The sequence below is a fragment of the Aminobacter sp. P4_D5 genome, assembly GCF_056401815.1.
The window spans coordinates 16,792-29,643 of record NZ_JBFUIP010000069.1 but is presented as its reverse complement, the minus strand read 5'-3'; the positions used below and the strand labels follow the sequence as shown (position 1 = coordinate 29,643).

Genomic DNA, 12,852 nt, shown 5'->3' with positions numbered 1-12,852 from the left:
AAGCGGATGAGGTGGATGGCTCCCGCTCCCGGCATCTGAGTGCCAAAATGGGTTTGCTGTCTGGCAACCCAAGCAAAGGAGCCATCCGCCATGCAGATTACCACCGTGGGCCTCGATTTGGCCAAGCGTGTTTTTCAAGTTCATGCCGTTGACGCGTCTGGAGACGTTGTCGTGCGCAAGGCACTACGGCGATCGCAGGTTTTGCCGTTCTTCACCAAGTTGCCACCCTGCCTGATCGGCATCGAGGCCTGCGGCACATCGCACCATTGGGCGCGAGAGCTGACCAAGCTGGGTCATGAGGTCCGCATGATGCCGCCGGCCTACGTGAAGCCGTATGTGAAGCGCGGCAAGAACGACGCGGTGGACGCCGAGGCGATCTGCGAAGCGGTGACCCGCCCGACCATGCGGTTTGTGGCGATGAAGTCAGCCGAGCAGCAGGCGGCATTGTCGCTTCACCGCGCTCGTAATCTCCTGGTCAAGCAGCGCACGCAGCTGGTCAACATGATCCGAGGCCTGCTGGCCGAGTTCGGCATCGACATTCCCGAAGGGTTGGAGCGGGCGCTTGGCCTGGCACGCCAGATCGCCGCCAAGGAAGTAACGCCAGACGTGCCGCAGATGGCGATGCAGATTCTTGGCCTGCTATGCGGACAGGTTCTCGACACCCATGTCCGTCTTCAGGCGCTCGACCGAGCGATCCTTGCCCTGCAAAGAACTGACGAGGTGGCACGGCGTCTATCGACCATTCCAGGCATCGGCCCGGTGGGTGCAACGGCGCTGGCGGCATCGGTCGCTGATCCGGGACAGTTCCGTTCGGGTCGGGAGTTTGCCGCCTGGCTCGGGCTCACGCCATCGCAAAACTCGAGTGGTRGCAAAGACCGGCTCGGCCGCATTACCAAGATGGGTGACCGGTATCTAAGAAAGCTSYTGGTGGTGGGCGCGACATCCTTGATCCGCCGAGCCAAATACAAACCAGAGACAGCGGACCCGAGGCTCGTCGCGCTCCTCGCCAGGAAACCGGTGCGTGTGGCGAGTGTCGCCATGGCGAACAAAATGGCCCGGGTGGTCTGGGCGATCATGATCCGCGGCGAGGTTTACCAGGCGCGCCATGCCCCGCACCTTGCAGCATAGAGTCGCCAAGAGATGAGATCCTGAAGGCAAGAAACAGTTCGAGCCGGCCGATCGGCTCCATGAGGTTGTGAGAGCGAAGCGATGTGATGGCGAAACCGGTCAGGCCGGAAACAGGGACAACCCGCGGACAGTCCGAGGCGTCATAGCCTGCTAAGCAGATTGGGACCTTGTTTTGCCGACCCCATCAGGGCCAGCAGTCTCCTATGGCTGCATCAACAGGCCGGACAGAAGACTGCACCCGACCAACGCGCCAGAACGTCGAATTATCTCTTGCAATGCGGGAGCCATCCACAGAGGACTGTCGCGCCCCGGCTTGGTAGCAGATACTATTCACGCGTAATCTTCAAGCGACGTTCAGTTCGGCGCCCAAAATCGAGAGCAACGCGCTCACTTTAGGGCTAAGTTGCCGGTCAGCCAGCCACACAAGGTGCAGCGGCAGGCCCTCAATGGCGAATTCCGGAAGAATCTCGACGAGTATTCCGGCCTCCAGTTCTCGACTGACCAGCCAGGTTGCGAGTTGAGCGACACCAAAGCCGGCCCTGACGGCCTCGACCTGCGCCTCGGCGCTGCCAAGAACGATGCGCCCCGCGACAGCCCGGTGTTCGACGCCGTCCGCGCCGCCGAAGCGCCAGGGCGACGTGAACCCATCACTGCGTCCGTAAAGCACCCCGCCGAGCTTCGCCAAATCATCTGGCGTTGCCGGCATGGGCTGCTTGGCCAGATAGGCCGGTGAGGCGCAAAAGACGAGACGCTCCGCGCCGAGGCGGCGATGGGCGACTCGATCAGGCCAGGCTTCCGGGCCACCGATCCTCACCGCAATGCTGCTCGCATTGGCGCGTTTTTTGCCGGCACTGGCGCTGCCGATCTTTTGGGGCACGGCCAGCGAGACGGCGGCCGAGATCGCCGGTCCTGATCGCGCCAGTAAAGCGGTCGCCAACGTCTATCTGGGCATCTCCGGCGCCATGGTGTTCGGCATTCCCCTTGGAACGCTCGCCGGCGCCGCATTCGGCTGGCGCGGGGCCTTCTGGGCTCTGGCGGTCCTGTCGTTGTTGATGGCGACGCTGCGGCTCGTGGCTATGCCAACCCTGGCTCGTCCCCAGCGCCTGCGGCTGGGTCAACAAATGCGGATTTTGAGGTCACCCTTCTTTCTGGCGAACATCGCCCTGTCGGTCCTGGTCTTCACTGCCATGTTCACCGCTTACACCTATCTGGCCGATCTTCTGGAACAGGTCGCTCGGGTGCCCTCCAAAGATGTTGGCTGGTGGCTGATGGGCTTTGGTGCGATCGGCCTGCTCGGCAACTGGATCGGAGGGCTCATGGTCGGTCGCGGACCGCTGCGCGCCACGGCTCAGGCCGCACTCGTCTTGGCCGGCGGCATGGCGGCGACCGTTCCACTCGCCTCGCATCCCCTATGGCTGGGACTTGCGCTCGCCGTCTGGGGCTTGGCCAATACCGCGCTTTATCCCATTTGCCAGATCCGCGTCATGAAGTCTGCAAGCCATGCCCAGGCCCTGGCGGGCACGCTGAACGTGTCCGCAGCCAATGCTGGCATCGGCCTTGGTGCCATTATCGGCGGCACTGCCATTAAGATGCTGGGTATCGGTAGCTTGGGCTACATCGCCGCAGGCATCGCGGCATTCGCAGTGCTCGCCATTCCGTTCATCGCCCGTCTCGAAGCTAGGAAGGCCGCCCAATAACACCAACATTGATTGGGAAGCCGACGTTTCGACAGACCGCTGCAGCCAAATGTGTTTCGAAGGCGGACCAGCAGATTTCGGCCCCCTAGGAGCCGCTTCAGGCCAAACGAAGAGAAGCGCGCGAGGACGTTGACTACACTACGCTGGCCCTGACTAAACCAACTCCGAGACCCAATTCCCTTCTTCGGACCTCCAGCGGCTATTTTGCGCAACTCCGACGTTCATGCTTGATGCCGCCTCCGTTTCACGGCACATCGGTCAGCATGAAGGATGAGACAAGGGACCGCAGTCGGGACTTGTTGTGGGCCTTGCCCGCGTCGCTGATCTTGCATGGGCTCATCGTCGCGGTCTTGGTCTACGGCCAGCCGATGCTTCCTCATCTGCAGCAGGAAGAGCCAGCGGTAAACGTCACTCTCGTGCCTCCGCCCGAACAGCCAAAGCCGAAACCTGCTCCTCCGCCGGCCCCAAAGGAACCCAAAGCCGAAAAGCCCCCGGAACCGAAGGTGGAACGACCGCCTCCATCGGAAGTGCCACCACCCAAGCCGGCACCAATCGAGGTCCTGAAACCTGTTTTCCGGTTCGGGGACAAGGATGCCGGCTCCAGTACATCTCTGGAGGGCGGCATCGTTCAAAACACCTCGCCGTCGCCGACTAAGGGTGACGATTCGAAACCGCCTCTCGCAGCGAAGGGCTCGCAGAATGAATCCGCCACGTCCCCGGGCTCCGAAGAGCGGCCAGATGCAGCCAACGACACCGAAAAGCAGGCGACCGCGGCAAAGGATCCCGAGTCCGCACAGGATGCGGAGAACGACGCGACCTTAAACCAGGACATAGGCAAACAGGAGACTGACAAACAAAAGGGATTGGTGGACGGTGCTGACAAGCAAACAGCAACAGCACCAACGCCGTTGGATGCTGCCGGCAGCGGCGGTGAGATCGCGCTTCCCGCCTTGGCCAAAGCGCCGCAGCCCCGACCCGCGAATGCGCCGAAGCCCAGCTTTGCAAAGGCCTCGAAGCCCAGAAGCGGGAGCTCCGGGACGCCAAACTCCAAGGATGTGGACGTTGCCACATCGGAACCTTATTCGGGATTGCCGGGTGTTCGAAGGCCCCAATCGCAAGGTGCTACCGACGATGCGCTGGCCACAACTTCGATGGCTGGCGTGCCTCGCGACAAGCGGGCTGCCAAACTTTGCGCCAGCACCTTGCAGCAGCAACTGGTGGATGCTTCTTATTCCCCCGACCTGGTGCCAATGGTTCCGCTAAAGCTGGGCAATGTCCTTGACGTCCCGGAGGCTGCTTTCCGCACGCGAACAGCATGGCACGCTCTCAGCTTCCGATGCGAGGTCGATACCGACGCGACGTCAGTCCTGTCGTTCTCCTTCCGCGTCGGAGCTACGATCCCGCGCGAGCAATGGGCGCGTCTCGGACTCCCTGCAGGTTACTAGAGCTTGTTGCCCAAAAAGCGGATCCCGGCTGTCTGGTTTCTCGTGTCACGCGAGATAGCATCCGTCTGACATCGGGTGTGGCTATCCTGTTCCGTCAAATTTGACCTGCGCAATCAAGCGCAGCTCGATGCGCACGCCGTATCGGCCATCGCCAACTAGCGCGCGGCACCGAGCCGCCAAGGGTTCAGCCATCCAGCCAGGCGGCGAGGCCGTCCAAGGTTTGCAGCCCGTATTCCACCGCGCCGAAGCCGATGACTACCTGACGCCGCTGGCGGCTGGGGTGCAGCTGCCGCATGGTCAGCACCGTCTTGCCGTCGGCCTGCTCGTCGAATGTCACCGTGGCTCGGAAACGATCGGGGTCGTGTGGGTCGGGCGTGCCGTAGTCCATCACGATCCGTTCGTTCGGCACGATCTCCAGAAAGCGCATGAGGTTCTCAAAGCGCTGCTCCTGGCCCTCGAACACGCCCACCATGTCGAACCGCCAGACCCCGCCCTCGCGGATATCGGCTTCGTGGGTCTCGATGCCAAGGCCTGCCGGCCCGTACCATTGCGCCAGCGCCTTAGGGTCCATCCAGGCGGCAAAGACCTTGTCGCGTGGGTGGTTGAGCAGCTTTACCAGCACGATTTCCCGGTCGAGCGACCAGGTATTAAACAGGTTTGTCATGTCGTTCACCATCCTCTTGTGTCTTGTCCAGGTAGACTTCCAGTCGATMCAACCGCTCAGCCGCGCGTCGGCGCTCCGCCTCCATCCAGTCAGCCGCCTCGTCGAAGCGCGCCGGCACCAGCCGGCACCAGCGGCTGCGCCCGCGCTTCTCGCTGGCGATCAGCCCGCAATCTTCCAGCACCTTGAGATGCTGGGCGAAGGACGGCAGCGCCATGTCGAAAGGCTCAGCCAGAACGCTGACTGGCACCTCGCCCTCCGCCAGCCGCGACACCACCGCGCGGCGGGTCGGGTCGCTGAGAGCGTGAAAGGCGAGGTCGAGGGGGGTCGAATGGTAAGGCATATGCCTTTGTAACGTGAGTCGGTGGCGCCGGTCAAGAAAATTAAGGTAGTTGCCTTAGTATGCACTGACAGGCCGCACTGCAGACCGCCAGCTCTAGGCGCCAGTTCAGCAACGCGCCTCAATGGGCCGCTATCAAGTTGCGCCGCGATCCGGTCGTCACTGACGGCCCTCCGAAAAGTGAGGAAAGCGCCGCTCCAGTTGATTCCGATCTTCCGAGCTGCTTCAAATTCGGTCCTGGGTCGCGGAAGGGGAGGTGACATGGTGGATTCCAATCGGATCGACAACCTGATCGCAGCGGTGCCTCCCGCCTTGGCACTTCGAGCCGGGCTGGACCTTGGCGTGTTCACCCGGCTCGGTGACAGCGCGGTGACTGCAGACAGTCTTGGGGCCGCGCTCAAAGTCGAGCCCGATCGTCTGTCGCGGCTCCTCTACGCGCTCGCCAGCATCGGCCTCCTTGAAGTCAAGGATGGTCAATTCCGCAACGGAGCCGAAGCGTCCGCCTTTCTCGACGCTTCCAAGCCGACCTATCGCGGCGGCGATCATGCGCTCCTGCGCGAGCTCTGGGGAGCCGACCTATTGACCGCAGAGTCGCTGCGTCAGAGCCGGCCGGCTGCGCTGCACGACTTTTCCGAAGCGGGCCCCGAGGCAGCGGCGGCCTTCAGCCGCATGCTTGCACCGCGCGGGGTGATATTCGGCCGGCATCTGGCCCAGGAGATGGACCTGTCTGCGATCGGTTCAGTGATCGACATCGGCGGGGGGCCGGGGACCATTCTCGTCGGACTTCGCGAGCGGCGGCCGCAGATTGTGGCGACGTTAATGGAACTCCCAACGGTCGCAGCGGTCGCGCCAGAAATCCTGTCAGAATACGGTGCCAGCGACGTGGTTGTAGAAGAGGGGGACATAACTGTCGCGCCATCGATGGGTCGGCACGACCTGGCGATCCTAAAGGCCGTCGTCCAGGTCCTTCCGCCGGACCAGGCACGCAGCTCTATCCTGAACGCGGCGCGTTGCCTCACCCCCGGAGGCGAGATCGTGATCGCCGGGTGGGGTGTCGTTGATGACGACCGCCTGGGCCCGCCTGAGGGTGTCTTTTTGAATCTCACCTTCCTGAACCTCTACCGGCACGGCGAATCGTACACTGAAGGTCAGTATCGCGCGTGGATGACCGAGGCTGGATTCCGGGATATCGCCAGGTCGCGCCTGACGGACGGCACCACCTTGTTTCGTGCGCGGCTCACAGGCTGATCGTGGCTGAATGGTTGGTTTTGGACGCGAGGCAATTCGAGGCTCGAAGTGGCCTTTGCTACATCGGCCGCGATGGTTTGCTTTCAAGCCGATCCAACTTGAAAGCAGACCATCCACTTGAGGCCCCGAAAGGTTCGTTGTTTTCTGTGTTTCGGCGTGGAATAAGCCTTTGGCACGCCGATCCAGGGTCCTTGTTCCGGGCCGCTTGCTGCTATCTTCGCCCCAATGGCGGTCAGTCTGCTCCTCATGCGGTGGAAGGCTCTCCTCCGCCTTGCGGTTAGTGTCGCGGGGCTAGAGATGCGGGTGGATGTCACCGGCTTCGGCAAGACATCATAACGCCAACGAGTGTCAGCCTTCGCCTTCATAGACATGGCGCTCGAAGCGTTCGAGCAGTGCGTGCATCGATTTGCGCGCGTCAGCGAATGCCTGTGATCCGCCCCTGACAGCCATGTCGGCCTCGTAGGCTTCGCGAGAGCTAAAACTGCATTCCCACCTGATATCAGGGCCGTTTCCTTCGAGCCGGATCAGGATTCGGCCTGGTTCAAGCCCTAGCTCGCGCCTGATTTCGGTCGCCTTGCGGCGCTGTTCCAGCACAGCCGCAGCCTGGCCTTCCCTTGCGAAGTAGTTGGTCGCTTCGACGATCATCGTTTTCTTCTCTCCTTATGTGGCTTTGGAAGCTGCCCATGCCGCCGGAAAAATTCGGTGCTGCGAGGTGCTTGACGCTCCAAAAATATGATCATAAAGTGTGATCACACTAGATGATCGCAAATGTAACGCGACGCATCGCCGGTGACAATGAAGAAGGTACAAAACGTTGCCCACGATCAAGTCCATCGAAACGCTGATTGTCCAACTGCCGACGAGGCGCGAGCACAAATGGGCCGGCCTGACCGAGGTCATTGGCCGCTATGTCATGGTCAAGATGACCGACAGCGACGGCCGTGTCGGCTGGGGCGAAGCGCCGGCTCTCAAGGATTGGGGTGGCGAGTTCGGCCGCYATTTCGGTGAGTCCGCGCTGATAACCCGTGCCGTCATCGAGACCTATCTGGCGCCCGCCGTCATTGGCGTCGAACTCGGCAACTTAGCCGAACTGCATGCTCGCATGGATGCCATCATCCGCGGCTATCCCTATTCCAAGGCGGCGGTCGAATTCGCTGCCTACGATCTTGCCGGACGCTGGCTCGATGTGCCTGTCCATACGCTGCTCGGCGGCAAGGCGCGCGACAAGGTTGGCATCACGCATTCGATCGGCCTGATCTCGATCGAAGAGGCAAAGGTCGAGGCCGCGAAGCTCGCCGAAGAAGGTATCAAGACCATCAAGGTCAAGATCGGCGTCGACCCGGTGCGCGACGTCAAGATGGTGGCTGCGGTCCGCGAAGCTGCCGGCGAGGCAATGGAAATCTGCGTCGACGCCAACGAAGGCTACAAGACGCCAGGCGAGGCGGTGCAGACCATACGCCAGATGGAAAAGTACCGGCTCAAATATGTCGAGCAGCCGGTGATGGGCATTGAGCGCATCACTGAGGTCGCGCGCCGCATCGATGCGCCTGTCATGGCCGATGAATCGGCCTGGAACGCCCATGACGCCATCCAGATCATCGCCGCCGGCAAGGTGCAGATCGTGTCGATCTACACCACCAAGGCTGGTGGCCTCTACAAAGCGATGGAGGTCGGCGCCGTGTGCCGCGCCGCCGGCATCATCTGCAACGTCAACGGCTCGATTGAGACCGGCATCGGCAATCTCGCCAACGTCCAGGTCGCTGCTGCTTCGCCGGCGGTGACGCTGTCCTGCGTCATTCCGATCTCGACGCCGGCGGAGGCGCAGCACGGCCAGGTCGGCGGCATCTACTACACGGACGACCTGCTGGTTGAGCCGATGCGCTTCTCCGATGGCGCGATAGCGGTTCCGACAGGACCCGGAATGGGCATCGATGTCGACATGAGGAAGATCGAAAAATACCGCGTCCGCGATTGAGCGTGACACCAGGCTTTCAGGGGAGAACTTAAAGAAATGCGGGCAGAAATCGTCGCAAAGCAGGTCAAGGCAATGGCTGAGCATGGGCTTGATGCCATGATCTGCTCGTCGCCTGAGAACTTCGCCTACACCACAGGCTTCGTGGTTCCGTCGCAGCCGCTGATCCGTCACCGCCATGCGATGACGATCGTCACCCGGGACGGCCGCACTGCGATCTTCGGCGTGGACATGGAGGCATCGACCATCAAGCGGAACAAGCCCAACGTGCCGACGCGCATCTGGGCGGAGTTCTCCGACGACCCGATGCTGGTGCTTGCCGACCAGCTGTCGGGCCTAGGCCTTGCCAAGGCGCGCGTCGGCCTCGAAATGGACTATCTGCCGGCCGGAGACTTCGCCCGCCTGATCGCGGCGATGCCGGGAGCGCGCTTCGAGCATGCCGAGCCGATCCTGGCGCGGCTGCGCCAGATCAAGACGGCCGAAGAAGTGGCCCTGCTGCGCAAGCTGTCGCGCATCGCCGACCAGGCGATCACCGACACGCTGGCCGTTGTTGATGCCGGCGACTCCGAAATGGATATCGCTGGGCACCTGACACGCAACGTCTATTCGCTGGGTGCCGACCATTTCAAGCTTTTGATCGTCGCCACCGGCGAGCGCAGCGTGCTGCCCAATGTCGGGCCGTCCGAGCGCGTGCTGAAGCGCGGCGATGTCTGCCGTGTCGAGATCTTCTCGGTGATCAACGGCTATCAGGCCGGTGTGTGCCGCACGGCAATCGTCGGCGAGGCGCCGCCCATGGCCGACAAGATCTGGGCGCACCTGGTCGAGTGCAAATACGAAATCATGGAGAAGGTGAAGCCGGGCGCCAGCTGCCGCGAGATCTACGACGCCTTCATCGCCAAGCTCGCCAGGCTCAATTTGCCGCCGATCTCGTTTGTCGGTCACGGCATCGGCCTGCACCTGCACGAAGATCCCTACCTCGGCCTGACGCCAGTGCTCGGCAAACCGGGCAGCGACGCGCAGCTGGAAGAGAACATGGTGCTCGGCTTCGAGCCGCTCTGCTACGATACCGGCTATGGCTACGGCATGCAGAACAAGGACATGCTTCTGGTCACGTCGAACGGTTCGGAACTTTTGTCCGACTATGCCGACACCGACAAGCTGATCCTCTGCGGCACTGCCAGGAGTGGTGGCAAGGTCAAGGCGGTCGCCTGAGCGAACTTGCCTTGTGAATTGGCAGCCGGGGTGCTTTGTGACCCGGCCGCAAAGCGACATATCACCCGCCGTCACGGACCGGCGGGGCGAGATTGAGGGTCCGTGACTGAAGTATGGGGTGGAGACACATGCGCACGCTGATCGAGAATTTGAATTTCGCCTTCACGGTCGACAAGGATGACACGGTACTGCGCAACGCCAGCATGGTCGTGGAAAACGACCGGATCGCCGACATTGGCCCGGCAGATGAGGTTGCGGCGCGCCACAAGGGCAAAAGCTTCGACAAGGTCATCGACGGCACGATGCTGGGCCTCTGCCCGGGCTTCGTCGACAGCCACGTGCATTTGTCGGAGACGCTGTCGCGCGCGGTCTTCCCCGATAATCTCAACACCCGCGCCTGGGTGTTTCATTGGGCCAAGCCGTTCTACGCTCACATCACCGAAGAGGATGAATATTGGGGCGCGCTGCTCGGCATCACCGAGATGCTGCGTTGCGGCACCACATGCTTCCTGGACATGGGCTCGCAATACGATCCCGGTGTCGTCATCCGCGCCATGGAAAAGACCGGCATCCGCGGCATCACCGGTCGCCACGCCGCCGACAATCGTCCGGCAGAGCTGCCGCGCGGCTGGACCGAGGAGATGGCCGACCACCACTTCTTCCCCGACGCGCAGTCGGCGCTGAAGGTGCTGGAAGAAAACGTACTGCGCTACAACAACACGCTCGATGGCCGTGCCCGCTGCTGGGTCAACATCGAGGGCAAGGAGCCCTGCAGCCTTGAACTGCATGTTGGTGCGGTGAAGCTTGCTGAAAAGCTAGGCGTTGGCACCACCTACCACCTCGCCACGTCGATTGAGGAAGCCAAGGTCTGCGAAAGCAAGTATGGCTGCTGGCCGATCACCCGCATCGACCGGGCCGGCGGCATCGGCAAGAACCTTGTCATCGCCCATGGAGCTGCCGTGTCGGACGAGGAGGTTAAGCTGCTCGCTGAACGCGGTGCCAGCGTGGCCTTTTGCCCATGCTCGTCGTTCAAGCTCGGCAAGGGTGCGACTGCGATAGGCAAATACCCCGAGATGGTCAAGGCAGGCGTCAAGGTGGGTCTCGGCACTGACGGTGTGTCGGCTGCCGGCAACATGAACCTGATGCGGCAGATGCTGGTCGTTGCCGGCATGTTCAAGGACGCCCGGATGCAGCCCGACATCTTCACCGCAAGGCAGGCGCTGCGTGCCGCGACCATCGAAGGCGCACGCGCCTTGATGTGGGACGACGAGATCGGCTCGCTAGAGATCGGCAAGAAGGCCGACTTCATCTTGTTCGACCTCGACCATGTCGAATGGACGCCGTTCTACGATCCGCTGCAGGCGCTGGTATTTTCAGCTTCAACCGCCTCGATCACCCAGACCTGGGTCGACGGCAAGGTGCTTTATGCTGACGGCAAGGTGCAGGGCGTCGATGAACCGGGCATCCGCCGCAAGGCGCGCGAACTGGCGGCTGCTGCTGTGGTTCGCGCCGGCCTGCACGAGCATGGCGTCGAAACGACCACGACGCTGTACGACGAAGGTAACTGACGCACAGCGCTTCCGCAGCTGACGCGGCGGAAGCGCTTGGCTGCCTGTAGAAGCAATGCGTTCGCAGGCTGCATGGGAGAGATCGGCCGTAGCCTCAAGGCACCGGCCGGCGCCGACGGAGCAACCCCCCAGGAAACTCTCAGGCAAAAGTGACCATGCAGCTGAACGATCTGGAGAGAGGCACTTCGAGTGCCCACCGAAGGGGAAAGCCGTGACGGCAAGGCTGTCGCGGTTAAGCTCTCAGGTACAGCGACAGATTGGGGACAAGCCGCGGGTTTCGGCCCGCTCCCAACTTTGATCGCGGAGAGTGAAATGCCTCATATTGCCGTCATCGGCGCCGGTATCACCGGCGTCACCACCGCCTATGCGCTGTTGGAGCGCGGCTATTCCGTCACCGTCATCGATCGCCAGCGCTACGCCGGCATGGAAACGTCGTTCGCCAATGGCGGCCAGCTGTCGGCCAGCAATGCCGAGGTTTGGAACCATTGGTCGACTTTGCTCAAGGGCATCAAGTGGATGCTGCGCAGCGATGCACCGCTTTTGATGAACCCGATGCCGACCTGGCACAAATATGCCTGGCTCGCCGAGTTCGTCTCCAACATCGCGAATTACCGTGACAATACCGTGGAGACGACGCGGCTGGCGATTGCCGCGCGCAAGCACCTCTTCGCAGTTGCCGAGCGCGAGAACATCGACTTCGACCATGTCCAGCGCGGCATCCTGCATTTTTACTGGGACAAGCCGAGCTTCCAGCATGCGCTGAAGGTCAATTCGATGCTGGTCGAAGGCGGCCTCGACCGCCGCCCAGTGACGGCGTCAGAAGTGAAGTCGATTGAACCGACGTTGCATGGCGATTTCCATGGCGGTTTCTACACGCCGTCGGATTCGACCGGCGACATCCACAAGTTCACCTACGGTCTTGCCAAGGCCTGCGAGCGGCGTGGCGCGCGTTTTGTGTTCGACGCTACCGTCAATCGCATCGCCCGCGATGGCGTTTTCTGCATCGGCTACACGACGGGCGGCGTCGATGGCCAGCCAGTTGACAGGGTCGCCGAGGCCGACGGCATCGTCGTTTGCGCCGGCTCCGCCAGCCGTCATTTCGCCGCGATGCTCGGCGACCGCGTCAATGTCTATCCGGTCAAGGGTTACTCAATCACCGTGCATCTCGACGATGAACGCAGCCAGACTGCCGCGCCCTGGGTCAGCTTGCTCGACGACCGCGCCAAGATCGTCACCAGCCGTCTCGGCGAGGGGCGCTTTCGAGTCGCCGGTACCGCCGAGTTCAATGGTATGAACCGCGACATCCGCGACGACCGCGTCAAGCCGCTGGTCGACTGGACACGGATGCTGTTCCCMGAAGTCGATACCAATCGCGTTGTGCCGTGGGCCGGCCTCCGGCCGATGATGCCCAACATGATGCCAAGGGTCGGCAAGGGCCGGCAGCCGGGTGTTTTCTACAACACCGGCCATGGCCATCTCGGCTGGACGCTGTCCGCCGCCACCGCCCAGATGGTCGCCGAAACCATTGCCGGCGAATTCCGTACCGACGCTGCGATCGCGGCCTGATTTCCGGGAGTTGAA

12 protein-coding genes and 1 riboswitch are annotated in these 12,852 nt (G+C 62.2%); of the genes, 8 read left to right on the top strand and 4 right to left on the bottom strand.

Annotation, left to right across the window (positions count from 1 at the left end):
- Positions 1 to 90: 90 nt before the first annotated feature.
- Positions 91 to 1,128, top strand: a complete 1,038-nt coding sequence (locus tag AC1DWF_RS16525; protein WP_476784949.1) for an IS110 family RNA-guided transposase — start codon at positions 91 to 93, stop codon at positions 1,126 to 1,128.
- Positions 1,129 to 1,471: 343 nt separating this feature from the next.
- Here AC1DWF_RS16525 and AC1DWF_RS16520 read toward each other — a convergent pair whose 3' ends face one another.
- The gene (locus tag AC1DWF_RS16520) at positions 1,472 to 2,005 is read right to left on the bottom strand and encodes a LysR substrate-binding domain-containing protein (protein ID WP_476784948.1); all 534 of its coding nucleotides are present in this window, start codon (positions 2,003 to 2,005) and stop codon (positions 1,472 to 1,474) included.
- Here AC1DWF_RS16520 and AC1DWF_RS16515 point away from each other — a divergent pair.
- Positions 1,971 to 2,825, top strand: a complete 855-nt coding sequence (locus tag AC1DWF_RS16515; protein ID WP_476784947.1) for an MFS transporter — start codon at positions 1,971 to 1,973, stop codon at positions 2,823 to 2,825. The two genes, AC1DWF_RS16520 and AC1DWF_RS16515, sit on opposite strands and share 35 nt — an antisense overlap.
- 263 nt (positions 2,826 to 3,088) lie before the next feature.
- The gene (locus tag AC1DWF_RS16510; RefSeq protein WP_476804515.1) at positions 3,089 to 4,270 is read left to right on the top strand and encodes a DUF930 domain-containing protein; all 1,182 of its coding nucleotides are present in this window, start codon (positions 3,089 to 3,091) and stop codon (positions 4,268 to 4,270) included.
- A gap of 184 nt (positions 4,271 to 4,454) precedes the next feature.
- Here the strand turns inward: AC1DWF_RS16510 and AC1DWF_RS16505 are convergent, their stop codons facing one another.
- Entirely contained in the window at positions 4,455 to 4,934 is a 480-nt protein-coding gene (locus AC1DWF_RS16505) for an SRPBCC family protein (protein ID WP_476784945.1), read from the bottom strand.
- Positions 4,918 to 5,274 carry an ArsR/SmtB family transcription factor gene (locus AC1DWF_RS16500; protein WP_476841839.1) on the bottom strand — a complete coding sequence of 119 codons (357 nt, stop codon included), beginning with the start codon at positions 5,272 to 5,274 and terminating at the stop codon, positions 4,918 to 4,920. The genes AC1DWF_RS16505 and AC1DWF_RS16500 overlap by 17 nt, the downstream gene beginning before the upstream one ends.
- A gap of 258 nt (positions 5,275 to 5,532) precedes the next feature.
- Here AC1DWF_RS16500 and AC1DWF_RS16495 point away from each other — a divergent pair, with 258 nt between their 5' ends.
- Complete coding sequence (locus AC1DWF_RS16495; protein ID WP_476784943.1) at positions 5,533 to 6,519, top strand: methyltransferase; 987 nt, start codon at positions 5,533 to 5,535, stop codon at positions 6,517 to 6,519.
- A 348-nt stretch (positions 6,520 to 6,867) separates the two neighbouring features.
- Here AC1DWF_RS16495 and AC1DWF_RS16490 read toward each other — a convergent pair whose 3' ends face one another.
- Positions 6,868 to 7,164: a hypothetical protein gene (locus AC1DWF_RS16490; RefSeq protein ID WP_476789208.1), complete on the bottom strand. Its 297-nt coding sequence runs from the start codon at positions 7,162 to 7,164 to the stop codon at positions 6,868 to 6,870.
- Positions 7,165 to 7,333: 169 nt separating this feature from the next.
- Here AC1DWF_RS16490 and AC1DWF_RS16485 point away from each other — a divergent pair, with 169 nt between their 5' ends.
- From AC1DWF_RS16485 to AC1DWF_RS16470, 4 genes are all read left to right on the top strand, one after another.
- Positions 7,334 to 8,494, top strand: coding sequence for a mandelate racemase/muconate lactonizing enzyme family protein (locus AC1DWF_RS16485; protein WP_476841838.1), 1,161 nt, complete (start codon positions 7,334 to 7,336; stop codon positions 8,492 to 8,494).
- Positions 8,495 to 8,530: 36 nt separating this feature from the next.
- Positions 8,531 to 9,703 (top strand): M24 family metallopeptidase, encoded by a 1,173-nt coding sequence (locus AC1DWF_RS16480; protein WP_476789207.1) that lies wholly within the window; start codon positions 8,531 to 8,533, stop codon positions 9,701 to 9,703.
- Between the two features lie 128 nt (positions 9,704 to 9,831).
- Complete coding sequence (locus tag AC1DWF_RS16475) at positions 9,832 to 11,271, top strand: amidohydrolase family protein (RefSeq protein WP_476789206.1); 1,440 nt, start codon at positions 9,832 to 9,834, stop codon at positions 11,269 to 11,271.
- Between the two features lie 63 nt (positions 11,272 to 11,334).
- Positions 11,335 to 11,437, top strand: a riboswitch (glycine riboswitch).
- A 146-nt stretch (positions 11,438 to 11,583) separates the two neighbouring features.
- On the top strand, positions 11,584 to 12,837 hold the full coding sequence (locus AC1DWF_RS16470) for a D-amino acid dehydrogenase (protein WP_476783565.1): 1,254 nt from the start codon (positions 11,584 to 11,586) through the stop codon (positions 12,835 to 12,837).
- Positions 12,838 to 12,852: the final 15 nt, after the last annotated feature.

Excerpts from the sequence above, each read along its gene's own strand:
- AC1DWF_RS16510 (WP_476804515.1), top strand. The coding sequence starts at position 3,089 with ATGAAGGATGAGACAAGGGACCGCAGTCGGGACTTGTTGTGGGCCTTG.
- AC1DWF_RS16505 (WP_476784945.1), bottom strand. The coding sequence starts at position 4,934 with ATGACAAACCTGTTTAATACCTGGTCGCTCGACCGGGAAATCGTGCTG.
- AC1DWF_RS16495 (WP_476784943.1), top strand. The coding sequence starts at position 5,533 with ATGGTGGATTCCAATCGGATCGACAACCTGATCGCAGCGGTGCCTCCC.
- AC1DWF_RS16490 (WP_476789208.1), bottom strand. The coding sequence starts at position 7,164 with ATGATCGTCGAAGCGACCAACTACTTCGCAAGGGAAGGCCAGGCTGCG.
- AC1DWF_RS16480 (WP_476789207.1), top strand. The coding sequence starts at position 8,531 with ATGCGGGCAGAAATCGTCGCAAAGCAGGTCAAGGCAATGGCTGAGCAT.
- AC1DWF_RS16475 (WP_476789206.1), top strand. The coding sequence starts at position 9,832 with ATGCGCACGCTGATCGAGAATTTGAATTTCGCCTTCACGGTCGACAAG.